The sequence below is a fragment of the Streptomyces prunicolor NBRC 13075 genome, from assembly GCF_000367365.1.
GTDB classification, from domain to species: Bacteria; Actinomycetota; Actinomycetes; order Streptomycetales; family Streptomycetaceae; genus Streptomyces; species Streptomyces prunicolor.
Window position 1 is genome coordinate 102,205 of the sequence record NZ_BARF01000081.1, and the last position, 13,359, is coordinate 115,563.

The window sequence follows — 13,359 nt, forward strand, 5'->3', positions numbered from 1 at the left end:
ATGGACGCCAAGCAGTACAAGGACGGCCTCGCCGAACTGCGCGAACTGCGCGGAGAGATCAAAAAGGCGGAGACGGCCCTGGGCAGGCTGGTCGCACGACGCGACCGCAAGATCACCGAGGTGGCGGGCTACTCGAAGGCCAAGGCCGACCAGTTGGCACCCGCAGCTGGACGCTCCGTGAAGGACATCGTCGAACTCGCCCCGCACCTGCGCCCCGCCCCCCTCGAAACTCCCGGGAACACGGCAGCGGACAGCAGGCCCTCCCCGCAGCCGGCCGCCGAGGAGAGCGGCGCCGCTGCACCGCACATGCAGCCCGTCGCAGCCCATCAGCCTCCCGAGGCCCCCGCGCCCGAAAAGGACGAAGCCGTCGACGAGCGCGACACCCGTGTCGAGCAGCCGCCCGCCGACATCACCGAGGAGGCCGCCGTCACCCCCGTCGCCTCCGCGCCGGAACCCGATGCCGGCACCGCGACCGACGTCGTCCCCCGTGAACTGCCCGTGATCCCCGAGGGAGCGGAAGGCGACCGCTGGTTCAGCGTGGACCCCGACCTCCGCTCCAAGCGGCCCGACTTCACGCAGCAGTCCCGGCGTACCGTCTTCCTCGACGCCAGCACCGGCGACCTCCTCTTCGGCGACCAGCGGATCCGGCTCGACCTGGGAAGCGCCAGCGCCGGCGAGATCGTCACCGCGGTGTTCGCCAACGCCCCCGACACCACCGAACGGATCTTCATCACCGCCGGCGCCCCGTGGCACCGGGACGCCGATCGCTACCCCTACCTGAGGGACGCAGTCGGCGCCTGGCTCGAAGCCCCCATGCCCGACGGGTGGAAGGTCGAGTCCCGCCGCGGCAAGGACGCCCTCGCCGGCCACTTCCTCCACGAGCGCAACCCCGTCGGGCGCTGGGAGCGCGGGAAGCAGCACGTCGAAATTCGCAGCGTCGCCGAGTGGTTCGCCTGCGACGGCACCGACGTCGCCACCATCCGCCACGCGTTCGTCCTGCTCGGACAGGCCCTCAAGCGGATCTGGCCGGACGTCGTCCTCTTGGGCTCGCCCAGCCAGACCGGCCGCGACCTGTGGCAGCGCACCCTCCCTACGAGGGAGGGCTCCCGCTGGTCCGACGGCTATCCCGTCATGTCCGACGAGATCCGCCAGCTGCTGCACGCCACCTCCGGCCAGGGCCGCACCGAACTCATCACCCCGCCCCGTGTCCCGGACCCGCTGCCCGCCCTCTACGAGCTCGACCGCACCCTCGCCTACGGCAAGCACACCTGGACCTCCGGTGTCGGTGAACCCGAACGCGTCACCGCGCAGAAGTTCGCGAGCTGGTCGGAGAAGCAGCAGACCGACACCCTCTTCAAGCCGTCCCACTGGCGTGTGAAGGTCACCATCCCCGACGACTGGAACCACGTCGGCATCCTCCCCTTCGCCGTCGAAGGCGAGCGCGCGTGGGTCTACCCGCACGAAGGCGGCAGGACCTTCACGACCTGGGCCGGCGGCGCCGAGATCAACCTCGCGCTGCGCAACCCCCTCCAGCCGTGGCGGATCGAGATCCTCGACGGCCTGCTGTGGGAGAGCGGCACCCCGCTGAGGGAATGGTCCGAGAAGCTGAAGAACGCCTGGGCGGAACTGGGCGCAGCCGCGCAGGTCGCCGGAGACGACGACCTGCGCACAGCCTACCGGCTGGCCTCCCGCGCGGTCCGGAGCATCCTGCTGTACGGCATCGGCGGCTTCGCACAGCGGCCGACTATTACCACGGGCGCCGTCCAGCTCGGGCAGGAGAGCCAGATTCCCAGCGGTGCGAGGATCAAGACGATCGAGGGCCAGACCGTCTTCTGGGAGCGCACCCAGATGCGCCGCAATCCCAACGCACACCCCGAGTGGGCCTCCGGCGTATGGTCCGCCGCCCGCGCCGCCCTGCTCTCCACGAGTGTGAAAACTGCCGAGGGCAAGAAGACTCGCATCGGAGCCCTTCACCTTCCGGGCGGAAGCATCGTGGCCATCCGGACCGACGCCCTCTACACCACGGTCCGGCCCGACTGGCCCTACAACGGTGACCCTGGGGACTACCTCCTCAAGGGAGTCCTGCCCTATCCCTCCACGGCCCCCGTCGTCGAGAACGACTTCTACACCCTGCAGTCGCTCGGCCGGGTCTACCTGGAGGAACAGCAGGACACCGCCTCCGCCAACATCTAACCGACGCCACAAGAGAGGAGAACGGGGACCATGCCGCCGCGTAGGCGCCGAACCAGCCCGCCACCCAGCGAGGCCGCGCGCCTGACCAACGACCTGCTGGCCGCGGGCTTCGCGAAGAGCGAGGTCGCCAAGATCATTGGGCGCAACTCCGCCATCGTCTCGCACTTCTTCACCCGCGGAGCCGGCGCCGGGCAGGCGTACGTCGCCGCTCTCCAGGCCGTCGTCCAGGAGGTACAGGCAGGGGGCCCCCGCGACCTCGCGTCACTCAAGGCCCTCGCCGACCGGTACGTCCAGCGCCGTCGTACGAAGTCCGGGCGACTGGCCCGCGTACGGCAGAAGGACGCACTCCAGCACGCCGTCGATGACGAGTGGAGCTCGGGGTTCGCCCGCGCCGGACGCACGCACATTGCGTCCGGCGCCTCCCGACTAAAGCCCGTCATCGACGAAGCCGCCGCGGTCGGTGGTGTCATCGCCTTCACCGTCCGCGCGTCGAAGGGACGCTTTCTCATCGACTCCGGCCGCGACGAGGACAGCCCGCGCGTACGCACCCACGTCGTCCAACGTCCCGACGGCACCGAGGAACGCAGCTACGGCCGCGGTGGCGCGGGCATGGACGCGCAGGAATGGCACCAGCGAGTCACCCACGCCGACGGCGACGTCACCGCAGCCATCACCAACTGGATGGAGGAGACCGGCCGCATCGCCGAAGGAACCAAGATCAGCCACATCGAACTCCGGGGATGGAAACCCGGAGACTGACCTCACATCCCCCGGCAGGCCTGGGCACGGGGACGTGCGATCCTGACCCTGGCCTGGCGGTCGCCCATCACCCGAAGCCGATGCACCCCGCCAGGCCACCCGCGACCACCAACTCGAATCCGCCCGGGCCACGGGCGGCGACGAGAACACTGGAGTCCGCATTGACCGCTTGCCAGCACCGGACGGCCGTGCTCCTCCTCCTCAACGAGAGCCGCCACTACGCGACTCGGGCCACCCGGGCGTCTCTCGAAGCCCTTCTCCTGGCGGGCCGAACCCCCCGTATGCGCCGCCCGGGCCGTCTTGGACCAGCACGCAGCCGCACGGCATCGACCGACTGCCCGCCGAATGGGGAAGCCCATGGACACCACGGACCTGACCGAGGACAAAACTGCGGCTGTGGCCGCGGCCGCCACTGCGCTTCTGCTGGCACACCACCCCGCGGCGACATTCGACACGACCGGTGCCGTCGCCACGGCAGGCTTCCTGTGCTCTCCCGGCTGGCCGGGCTCGGAGCAGGCCCGCGTCAGCCACCGCGCCCAGTTCCCGAGAGCCGACAACGACCGCACGTTCTCAGGCAATGCGGCTGAGGAGTTCGTTCTCGTCGTGACCTACGCGGACCTGCTGCGTGAAGACGGCTGGACAGTCAGGGAAGTCACCACCACCCGGCCCGGACTTCTCGTCTCCAAGCCCTCCGAGCTGACCGGCGCGGAGAGCACCTTGCCCAGGACCCCGTGACACGATGTCCTCATGGACCGCACACCCTCAACACCCCCTGCCAGTAAGAGCGTTGTGCAGTACCGTGCGGACTGCAGCACCGCTGAGTCCTACACACCTCTCGGGCTGCCGTGCGGTGACCTGGCGGAGGCCCAAGGGCGTTGCGAGAACGCCCTCCGCTCGGTGTGGCCGGACGGCGATCAACTGGAGATCATGTGGCGGGCCGACGCCGCCTCCCTGTGGACGATGCTGGTCCGCACGCCCCGGCTGGAACGGCCGGCGGCCATCGGCTGCTCGGTCACCGTCGTGGGCTCCGTCTTCGATCCACCGTAGGAACAGGCCGACCCCACACCGTCGGTCGGCGCATAGGCTCCTGCGCATGCGAGGAGTCCGCAGCATCCACACTCTGTCCTTCGGCGCCCTGTACATCGAGGCATGGAATCGCTCCCTCGGAGAGGCCGAGGACACACTCCTCGGGCCGGCCACCGGCTTTCTGATCGGGATCCCCGGAGACTTCTGGCTTGTCACCGCCTGGCACGTCCTCAGCGGACGGCGCTCGGACAACGGCGCGGCCATGCGCGCCGACGGCCTTCGCCCGGACTACCTCCGGGTCCGTTTCGCCGGCGAAGGTGACGACGGCTTTCAGCCCGTCAACCGGGACTTCGAGCTGTACGACGAGAAATTCCAGGTCGGCCCCCGGTGGCGCAGCCACAGCGAACGACGGATCGACGTCGCCGCCCTGCACATCGGCGCCGTCCCGGAGAGCGTGGTGGAGGCGTTCATGCCCAACACCTGGCCCACCCTGCGCGACCTGTTTGCGCCCGAACACCGCGCCCAGCAGGGCAGCGAGGTGGACGTCGACATCCCCCTGCGGATCACCGACCGCCTGTTCGTCCTCGGCTTCCCCTTCGGTCACACGGGCAGTTGGCCGTTCGCCGTCTGGACGGCAGCACCGGTCGCGAGCGAGCCCCTCGCCAGATGGGACCAACTGCCCGGATTCCTCCTCGACTCCCGCACCCGCCCCGGCCAGTCCGGGTCGCCGGTCGTGATGCACATCCGGCCCGGCGAGCCCGTCGTCGCTGGCGGCGACGTCTTCACGCACGACGAGTCGGCCACCGCCCTGGTCGGCGTCTACAGCGGACGGCTGGACCCGAACGCCGACCTGGGCATGGTGTGGACGACCGACGCCCTCTTCGAAATCCTTCCCGAGGTCGCCCCGCCCGGCTGGACGTCACCCGCTCCCGTCCGCTGAGCGATACCGGTCGGCCGGCGCCGGTGCCAGGGCCGCCGGATACAGCACGTCGCCCCCGAACCGGGCCCGCGCACGATCGGCGACCGCCTCGATCAGCAGCTGCTTGTCGTCCTGCGCGTCCAGGGTGAGCTGCCGCGTGGCCCGGTCCGCCGCCCGCAACCCGTCAGCGCGCACCGTGATGCCCCGCACCCGAGCCCGCTGAAGCCCGAGCGTCTCGTACGCCGCGTACGCGCCCCGGCCCAGGAAGACCGTGTGGTGACTCGCCTCGGGCAGGACCCGGCTGCGCGTGGTGGCGGACCGGTCGGCGTAGGCCACCGTGACGGACACCCCCTCGGCGATCTGCCCGGCCGCGCGCAGTCGCGCACCGAGTTCCATGGCAAGGGCCAGGAGCACCCGGCGGTGCCGCGCGCCGTCGAGCTCGTCGCGGCCGAACCGGTGCTGCGCGCTGATGCTGCGGGCCGGCGGCGCGGAGTCGACCGCGGAGACATCGTGTCCGCGGGCCCGGTCGTACAGTGCCCGGCCCGCGCGGGCGCCGAGCAGTCGCTGGAGCGTGGGCAGGGGGATGGCGGCGACGTCCCCGACGGCGTACAGACCGAACCGGGCGAGCGTGGCGGACGTCGCGGCGCCGACGCCCGGCAGCTCCCCGGCCGGCCGGGGATGAAGGAACGTACGGATCTCGTCGGGGGCGTGCCCCACGGCGAGGACCTGGCCGACGGGGGCGAGGGCAGCCGCCATCGCGGCCAGCATCGGAGACGACGCCGTGCCTGCCGCGCTGCGTACGCCGTACAGCGCGGCCGTCCGCAACTGGATGACCTGCGCGATTCCTCGGGCGTCCCGCCCCCAGAAGCGTCGGGCCCCCGTGACGTCGAGCCTGGCACTGTCCGGGTGCAAGAACTGGACGCGGGGGGTGAAGTCCTCCAGAAGGCGCCGAAGGACCGGCACCAGGTCCTCGGCCTCCGCCGGGAACTCGAACCGGATATGGATGACGTCGGTCATCTGGTCACCCCGCGCTTCCCGGGCTGCGGTGCCCCAAACGGCGCAGGTCGGCGGCGCGCGTCCCTGCGGGCTGAAGGTCTGCGTAGGGGTGTAGCCGGGAGCCGGCCGTTCCGTCGGTCAGCGTCCGCGGCGCCGCAGTGGTCGTCTCGTCGGCGGACTGGGCCGGGGTGCGGGCCGGTGCTTCCCGGCCGAGCATGTCCAGCGCTGCCTGCGGGCCGTGGTCGCGGCGGGCGGCCGCGACGTCCTCCAGGTCCCACGCCATCTCGCCGACGACCGTGTTGCGTGTGCCTCGTCGTTCCACTGTGCCCCGGACCAGAAGGAGGCCGCTGTGGAACACGGTGTGCGCGCACGCGTCGTGGGAGTCCTCGAAGAACGCGACGTCGACCAGACCCGACCCGTCCTCGAGCGAGCAGAAGATCACCCGCTTGCCCGACGGGATCGGGGGAGTTTGGGTGGCCGCCCTCACGCCGGCAACCAAGACCCGCTGCCCGCGGTGCAGCGCGCGCAGGTGCGCGGCGTCGGTCGCGCCCAACTCCCGCATCAGCCGGTGGTGATGGTCCATGAGGTGCTGGGACACGTCGACGGACAGCACCTCCAGCTCGGCACTCATCCGCTCGCGGCTGGTCATCTCGGGCAGCCCGGCGGGGCCCGCGGTGACCAGCTCGCCGCCGAGCGGGAGCTGTCCGTCGGTGGCCGTCCGGTTGCGTGAGTGCCGGTGCAGTTCGGTGGCCTGGAGCAGCAGGTCCCGCCGGGTGAGGCTGCCCTGGACAGCGGCGAGGGCGCCGATCTGGATCAGGCGCTGCGCGGTGGGCAGAGAGGGCCGGGCGCGTTGCCACAGGTCCTGCACACTGCCGTAGGGCTGGCCGGCGGCGATCCTGGCGACCTCCGCCTCGTTAATGCCCTTCACGGTGGACAGCGCGAGGCGAACTCCCCACCCTTCGGGGGTCTCCTCGACGCTGTGGGCGGCCCGTGAGGCGTTGACGTCGACCGGCAGGACGGGGACGCCCAAGCGGCGCGCGTCGGAGACCAGGACACGGAGACTCCACATTCCGGGGTCGTGCTGGTACAGGCCAGCGAAGAACGCAGCCGGGTAGTGGGTCTTCAGCCAGGCACTCTGAACTGCGGGAACGGCACATGCTGTCGCGTGGGCGCGACAGAATCCGTATGCGCCGAACTCCTTGACGGTCGACCAGACTTCGCTGATGACCTCCGTGCTGTAGCCGCGTTCCGCGGCGGCGTTCCGGAACCACGTCTCGACGCGCGGCAGCCGGTCGGAGTCGGCCAGCGCCCGGCGTGCCACATCGCCGGCGGCCCGGTCGCACCCCGTCAAGCGGGCGAAGGTCGCGATGATCTGCTCGTGCCAGATGATGACCCCGTACGTGTCGTCCAGGATCGGCTCCAGGTCAGGGTGGGCATACCGGGGCACCTCTATCCCGTGCCGCGCGGCGATGAACCTGGCGGGAAGGCCACCCGCAACGGGTCCGGGTCTGAACAGGCTGATATCGGCGATGACATCCGCCAGGGTCTGCGGCTGGAGCCTTCCGATGAGGTCCTGCTGACCGCTTGACTCAATTTGCCAGCAGCCCAACACGGCGCCGCGGCGGATCAGTTCGAACGTCGCCGGGTCGTCGAGAGGAACATGGTCCGGGTTGTCCAGGTCGATCTGCCGGCCGGTGACACGGCGGATCTCCGCGACCGCGTGCGCCATGGCGCTCTGCATCCGAACCCCGATGACGTCCAGTTTCAGGAGGCCCCAGCCCTGCCAGTCGCCCTCCACGTCGATATCGATCTTGTCGGCCATGATCATCGGATACTGGCCGCCGGGAGTGGGCTGCACCGGTACCCGGTCCAGCAGACTCGCGTCGGACAGGATCACCCCGCACGGATGCATCGCGTAGCCCCGCGGCAGACCGTCGAGCCCCTCCGCGAGCTCCCACAACCGCCCGAAGCCGTCCGCCCGGCGGGCCAGATCACGCAGCTCAGGAAGCTCCTTGAGCGCGGAACGGATATCCCGGGCCCGGATGTGAGGGAAGGCCTTGGCGATCTCGTCGACGACCTGGGGCGCCAGGCCGAGCGCAAGCCCGGTATCCCGAAGGGCGTGCCGGGCCCTCCACGTCTCCGGCATGCCAGTGACAGCGACCCGCTCGCCGCCGAACCGCTCGAAGATCCTGTCGTAGACCTCCAGCCTCCGCGCCGACTCGACGTCCAGGTCGATATCAGGCAGCGAGGTCCTCCGCTCCGATAGGTACCGCTCGAAGAGGAGCCGGTGCGAGACCGGATTCGCGCTGGCCACGAAAAGGCTGTGATTGACCATGGACCCGGCGCCCGAGCCGCGCGCGGCCACCCGGATCCCCATCGCCCTGACATCGCTCACGACCTGAGCCACGGCAAGGTGGTACGCCTGATAGCCCATCCGCTCGATGACTCCGAGCTCGTACTCCAGCTGGTCCATGGCAGGCCGGTCGTCGTCCAGACTCCGGGCGACCATGCCCGCCTCGCACCGCTGACGCAGCAGACGCATCCCGTCCCCGTCCCGCGGGCCCGCCCCCACCACCTGAGCCTCGGGAAAATGCGGCCGGCCCATTTCCAGGTCCCGTACCGGGTCGATCACGCACAGCTCCCCGGTCGCCGCCGTCTCGGCAAGCAGGGCCGCAGCGCGACCCGGCCCTCCGCCGGCGGCACCGGCGATCCGGTCCGCGACGTCCGCCATGGCATCCGGGCCCTTCAGCCAGCGCTCCCCGCCGTCCAGGCGCCGGCGGTCGATCGGGCGCAGAAGCCGCGCGGAGTCGAGCACGTCGGCCAGCCGGTGCTGGCCGTGATCGCTGTACCGCACCGCGTTCGTCAGAACCACACCCATCTGTTCCTGGTCGGCCAGTCCGAGGGTCCGCGCCGCCAGCCGCAGCGAGCCGGGCCCCGTTCCGGACAGGCCCAGCCACACGGCTTCGAGCCGTACGTTCGTTCCGGCCAGCTCTCGCCACGGCGCGAGCAGCCGGACCGCAAGATCCGGCCGCCCGGCCGACAGCGCTCGCGCGGGTTCGGATGTCGGACCGAGCAGCACCACCAGGTCGTCGTCGGCGTACTGGCGCAGGACCGGCCACGTGACCACCGGCGATCCACCGGACGGTTGCACGTGCGCAGCCGACAGCAGTCGGCACAGCCGGGCCCACCCCTGCGCGTTCTTCGCCAGCAGCGTCACCCGAAACGTCGGCTCCACCACGTGGGCACCGCCGCGCACCGGCGTTCGGGGCCGCTCACGCGGTGGCGGCGGCTGGAGGGCGGCGACGGCGACGTCCACGCCGAACACCGGGTTGATGCCGGCGGAGGCGGCGGCGTGCGCGAAGCGCACCGTGCCGGCCACGGTGTCCCGGTCGGTCAGCGCGAGCGTGGTGATCCCGCGCTCGGCGGCACGCCGGACGAGGTCCTGCGGCAAGGAGGCGCCGAACCGCGCGGAGTAGCCGCTCGCGACCCGCAGGTGCACACCACCAGGCATCCGGCACCTCCGTTCCAGCACGCCCCCCTGCCCGTCCAGCCACGTGGCTGGATTCCATCACCGTATCGAACAAAAATCGAACACGTCGATTCATGGGGGCCGGATGGGTCGCCGTTCGTCGGTAGCCCGAGGCGGTCAACGGCGACATCGTTGCCGCCGTGATCGACGGCGAGGCCACGGTGAAGCGCCTCCGGCTCGACGGGGGCCACGTCTGGCTGGTTCCGCGCGGCGCGGCGCACCAGTCCATCCCGGGCGACCGGGCCGCGATCCTCGGGCGCGTCGTCGCCGTCATGTGCCGCCCCTGATGGCCGTCTCTTAAGGCTTGCCCCTCCATTGCCGTTGATGTATAGTCTTAAGAGTCAAGGCGTGGGAGTGCGGGAACGCCTCGCCCGCGCAGGAGGCCTGCAACAAGGCCCCGAAGAAAGAGAGTTGATGACGAAGAAGCGGCAGATGCTGCTGTCCGGAGTGGCCCTCATCGTCAGTGTGGGCCTGAGTGCCTGCGGTCCCGCCTCCGGCACCCATCGGGGCGACACCCCTGCGGAAGCCCGCCACGCCGACACCGTCTCCGGACTCCGCGACGATGTCCGCCACATCACCCGGAAGGCCACGCCCGCCGTCCGGCCCCGCATGGTCAACCGGTGCACGACCACCACCAAGAAGATCAAGCACACGTCGCGCACGCGCACCGGCAAGCGCACGTTGACCAGCACCTGGTACGAGAACAGGCCCATCACCACCTGCCGCAAGGTCCGCAACGGCACCGAGTCCCACACCCGGGTGGCCCGCCGCGAGCGCTGGTGCGTGGAGCTCGACGCCGTCAACGGCGACCAGCGCCGCAGAGACGTGTGGTTCCAGGTCACCCACGCCGCCTATACGAAAGCCCTCGCCGTACGCGAGGGCGACAGCATCAAGTTCACGCCCGTCGCGAACGGCTGCTGACCTCGGCCTTCCCCGAGAACCTGCTCCTCCCCGGTGGGGAGAGCGTCACATTCCGCGAGCGTCGCGCCGCCTGCCTGTCGGCGGCGCGACGCCCACGGCCGCGCGAAATCTGTCCACAGGCAAGCCGCCATACGGTCCGACGGCACGCCATCGAACGAGGGGATCGACCGTTGAGCCCGGCACGCCGCCGCAACCGCGCAGGAGCCAGCGCACAGCAGATGGCAGCACGACAGCGCCGACGAGCGCTGCCCCTGCCCGTCACCCTGGGATTCGCGGCCGCGCTCGCGTTCATCATGGCGCAGATCCTCGGCATCACCGCGGGCGCGGCAGCGGCAGCCGTAGCGCTCATCGTCGGCCGCCGCCGCACCTCTCCCGGACGGAACTCCTGGGCCGTCGGCGCGGCCGGTGAGCGCCGCACAGCACGGCTGCTCCGCCCTCTGGCCTGGTCGCGGCGGTACGCCGTCCTTCACGACCGAGGCGTTCCGAAATCTCGTGCGAACCTTGATCACCTCATAGTTGGGCGATCCGGGCTTATCTATGTAGATACCAAGAATTGGATGTCAATCACCTCGAAGGTGCGTGTTAAGAGCGACGGGCAGCTCTGGTACGGCGACTACCCCCAAGGCCCCGCAGTCTCCACCGTGCGCTGGGAAGCCGACCAGGTCCAGCGAGTCCTCGGCTGGCCGGTCCGCGCGGTGATCGCCGTCCACGGCGCTCGTGTCCCCGGAGGGCGCATCTATCTCGACGGCGTCACCGTCATCCAGGCCCGTGACCTCCGCAGCTATATCCGCTCACTTCCGGGCGCCGCCGGATGGGACCGGGCGCTCGTTACGGAGACCGCCCGCATTGCCGACGCCCGACTCGCCCCCGCGTCCGCACGCTGACCCCGACCGAGGATCCGCCGCACCGTGCCAGACCGCTACAACTACGGTAAAACCACTTGGAGTAAAACAAGTCAGCCTATAAAATGATCTTTGTAAGCCCTGGGTTGCAGTCACTGAACCCCCGCACACTGTCCAGGGCAGAGCAGAGGCGCCTGCGCTCGCCGGATCCGCGAGACCACCGCAGGCGCCTCGCCCATGTCGGACTGGCCACCGCACCCGATGCGTAGTGACGGCTCTCGCGAAAGCCTATCCGTGGTCGATGACCCTGTTCCGCAGCACGCTGAAGGCCACGGCGCAGCGTTCGTCCTTGCACCAGTCGCTGAGGGTCTTGCTCTCCCCGAACGCCGTGTGTAACTGCCGACGCTGATTCCGGACCGGTGCCCTGACCGTCAGAAGTTGGTCCCGCAGCGTTTCGAGGACGCGATGTGTGACCAGCGTGCACCTCGGCTTCACGGAGACGGCGACGTATCCCTCCCGATACAGCGGATAGATGGTGGCGGAAAGAGGGGACGCGCATGCCGAATTCCTTGGCGAGGGTCGCCTGGATTGGGAGCAGTTTCCCGGGCTGGTAGACCCCGTCCGTGAGACGCTGACGCATCGTGCGTTCGACGAGTCCGGGTGCCGTCAGGCGAGACCGATGGGAGGCCGGTGCGGCACTCGGCGGGGGACCGCCGGTGACATGTGCGCCTACGCGGTCTGCTCACGGGCTCGGGCGCAGCCGTGGAGGACGGGCTGGCTGATGGTCGGTCATACGGGCTCGGTTCCACGGGAGCACCCGGCCCGGGCGTGAAGGTCGCGGCACGCGCGCTGCGACCTTCACGCCCGCATGCTTCCTGGGGTCTCGTCAAGTCGCCCGATGGTCGCGGCGCCGAGTACCCCGCGACACGGCCTGCCTGCCACCACGCGGCCGCGTGGCTATGGGCGGGTACTGCGCCCGTGAGTCATCCTCCACCGCAGGCTGGCCCTGCCTCACCGTAGAGGCCGTGTTCGTGACGCCCGTAGCCACAGGGTCGCCCACATGGGTGCCGCCGCGGCCCTCGTACTCAAGCCCGTGGTTGCGTAGCCGCTTCAACAAGTCGGGGTACGCGACGGTGTCCGATCCGGCCACTGTTCTGGAGAAGGTAATGCGCTGCCGGCAGGTCGGGCAGCGCAGAAAGAGGTGATCCGACCTGGTGGTCCCGAGCTCGAACTTGTTCTTCCGCGCGGCTTTGGCGAGATCACGTATTCGGCCATCCCGAATGCCTTTCAGAAGGCTCTGTCTGGACATGCGTTCCTTTCGGTGGTGTGGGCGGCCCTCTGATCCCGGGGCATGGAAGTCACCGAGAACTACCGATGGAGAAAGGGCTCGCGTCCGCGCCGCGGTCTGCCGCGAGGTGGGTTTGCACTGATCTCATGGAGGGCCTGCGCCTCGGCCCGCACCGGGCGACCACACCGGAGTGACACACCTTGACGGTCTTCTCGTCCGAGGGGTCCAGTCGGATACCGGGCGGAAGCCCGCGGGCGAGGTCGTACAACTCGCCCCGGCTGCATGCTCCGATGATCATGACGTGTGTCGGCCCTTCACACTGGGGAGCTTTCCAGGACGAGGCGCGTGACCCGGGTGCCGATCGGCAGGAGGGAGTGGGCCAGGTACCCGGCGATGAAGAGCGGGCCAAGAGCCGCGTCGACCACGCTCTGCGGGACACCCAGCTCGTCGGCCAAGTCCTGCCGTTCAGGTAGGAGTTGGCCGGGCTTGTAGATGAGATCGGCCAAGCGCTCGCGGAGGGTGTGCTCGACCTGGACGACGCGCGGGTCTGCGGTGGAGCCCGGATCGGTCTGGAGGGGTGGACCGAGCACACGTTTGGGGCGGCCCCGCTCGATCGATATCAGTCCCTCATGGGCGAGCCCCCGTAGGGCGGCTGCCACGACACGAGAGTCGGTCTGGAAACTGAGGGCCAAGTCCGCGGAGGTGATGATCGTGCCAGCTGGTACGTCACCAGCGACGATGGCCTCGTGCAGGCTGCGGTAGAGCCGCTGAGCCTGCTCGGCCTGTCCCGATCGGAGACGGGAGGTCTCTTCGACCCGGAGGTCAGTTGCCATGATGCTCCAACAGATGGGTTGAACTGCCTGGCACTTCAGGCGGATTGGTGTGA

General features: G+C 70.0%; 10 protein-coding genes and 1 pseudogene. 8 read left to right on the top strand and 3 right to left on the bottom strand.

The window, feature by feature from the left end; genetic code table 11:
* The 5 genes from SPR02S_RS34085 (at nucleotide 1) to SPR02S_RS34105 (ending at nucleotide 4,918) form a co-directional block, all read left to right on the top strand.
* On the top strand, nucleotides 1-2,193 hold the full coding sequence (locus tag SPR02S_RS34085; RefSeq protein ID WP_019061513.1) for a hypothetical protein: 2,193 nt from the start codon (nucleotides 1-3) through the stop codon (nucleotides 2,191-2,193).
* 30 nt (nucleotides 2,194-2,223) lie between these two features.
* Complete coding sequence (locus SPR02S_RS34090) at nucleotides 2,224-2,952, top strand: hypothetical protein (RefSeq protein WP_019061514.1); 729 nt, start codon at nucleotides 2,224-2,226, stop codon at nucleotides 2,950-2,952.
* 357 nt (nucleotides 2,953-3,309) lie between these two features.
* Complete coding sequence (locus tag SPR02S_RS34095) at nucleotides 3,310-3,687, top strand: hypothetical protein (protein WP_019061515.1); 378 nt, start codon at nucleotides 3,310-3,312, stop codon at nucleotides 3,685-3,687.
* Between the two features lie 12 nt (nucleotides 3,688-3,699).
* On the top strand, nucleotides 3,700-3,999 hold the full coding sequence (locus tag SPR02S_RS34100; protein ID WP_158697916.1) for a hypothetical protein: 300 nt from the start codon (nucleotides 3,700-3,702) through the stop codon (nucleotides 3,997-3,999).
* Between the two features lie 46 nt (nucleotides 4,000-4,045).
* The gene (locus SPR02S_RS34105) at nucleotides 4,046-4,918 is read left to right on the top strand and encodes a trypsin-like peptidase domain-containing protein (protein WP_019061517.1); all 873 of its coding nucleotides are present in this window, start codon (nucleotides 4,046-4,048) and stop codon (nucleotides 4,916-4,918) included.
* Here SPR02S_RS34105 and SPR02S_RS34110 read toward each other — a convergent pair.
* Entirely contained in the window at nucleotides 4,898-5,914 is a 1,017-nt protein-coding gene (locus tag SPR02S_RS34110) for a DNA polymerase Y family protein (protein WP_019061518.1), read from the bottom strand. The genes SPR02S_RS34105 and SPR02S_RS34110 overlap by 21 nt on opposite strands.
* A gap of 4 nt (nucleotides 5,915-5,918) precedes the next feature.
* A complete protein-coding gene (locus tag SPR02S_RS34115) occupies nucleotides 5,919-9,404 on the bottom strand; it encodes a DNA polymerase III subunit alpha (RefSeq protein WP_026151104.1) in 3,486 nt (1,161 codons plus the stop codon).
* A gap of 104 nt (nucleotides 9,405-9,508) precedes the next feature.
* Between SPR02S_RS34115 and SPR02S_RS60715 the strand changes: the two are divergent.
* The 3 genes and pseudogenes from SPR02S_RS60715 to SPR02S_RS59600 all read left to right on the top strand — a co-directional run.
* Nucleotides 9,509-9,709, top strand: a pseudogene (locus tag SPR02S_RS60715) (LexA family protein); the annotation flags it as partial.
* Nucleotides 9,710-9,836: 127 nt separating this feature from the next.
* Entirely contained in the window at nucleotides 9,837-10,343 is a 507-nt protein-coding gene (locus SPR02S_RS34125) for a hypothetical protein (RefSeq protein WP_019061521.1), read from the top strand.
* Nucleotides 10,344-10,561: 218 nt separating this feature from the next.
* The gene (locus SPR02S_RS59600) at nucleotides 10,562-11,227 is read left to right on the top strand and encodes a nuclease-related domain-containing protein (protein ID WP_063746282.1); all 666 of its coding nucleotides are present in this window, start codon (nucleotides 10,562-10,564) and stop codon (nucleotides 11,225-11,227) included.
* A 1,560-nt stretch (nucleotides 11,228-12,787) separates the two neighbouring features.
* Here SPR02S_RS59600 and SPR02S_RS34145 read toward each other — a convergent pair.
* On the bottom strand, nucleotides 12,788-13,306 hold the full coding sequence (locus tag SPR02S_RS34145) for a GntR family transcriptional regulator (protein WP_019061524.1): 519 nt from the start codon (nucleotides 13,304-13,306) through the stop codon (nucleotides 12,788-12,790).
* Nucleotides 13,307-13,359: the final 53 nt, after the last annotated feature.

Bases quoted from the DNA above. Each gene is read 5' to 3' on its own strand.
- SPR02S_RS34085 (WP_019061513.1), top strand. From the start codon at position 1: ATGGACGCCAAGCAGTACAAGGACGGCCTCGCCGAACTGCGCGAACTG.
- SPR02S_RS34090 (WP_019061514.1), top strand. From the start codon at position 2,224: ATGCCGCCGCGTAGGCGCCGAACCAGCCCGCCACCCAGCGAGGCCGCG.
- SPR02S_RS34095 (WP_019061515.1), top strand. From the start codon at position 3,310: ATGGACACCACGGACCTGACCGAGGACAAAACTGCGGCTGTGGCCGCG.
- SPR02S_RS34100 (WP_158697916.1), top strand. From the start codon at position 3,700: ATGGACCGCACACCCTCAACACCCCCTGCCAGTAAGAGCGTTGTGCAG.
- SPR02S_RS34105 (WP_019061517.1), top strand. From the start codon at position 4,046: ATGCGAGGAGTCCGCAGCATCCACACTCTGTCCTTCGGCGCCCTGTAC.
- SPR02S_RS34110 (WP_019061518.1), bottom strand. From the start codon at position 5,914: ATGACCGACGTCATCCATATCCGGTTCGAGTTCCCGGCGGAGGCCGAG.
- SPR02S_RS34115 (WP_026151104.1), bottom strand. From the start codon at position 9,404: ATGCCTGGTGGTGTGCACCTGCGGGTCGCGAGCGGCTACTCCGCGCGG.
- SPR02S_RS34125 (WP_019061521.1), top strand. From the start codon at position 9,837: ATGACGAAGAAGCGGCAGATGCTGCTGTCCGGAGTGGCCCTCATCGTC.
- SPR02S_RS59600 (WP_063746282.1), top strand. From the start codon at position 10,562: ATGGCAGCACGACAGCGCCGACGAGCGCTGCCCCTGCCCGTCACCCTG.
- SPR02S_RS34145 (WP_019061524.1), bottom strand. From the start codon at position 13,306: ATGGCAACTGACCTCCGGGTCGAAGAGACCTCCCGTCTCCGATCGGGA.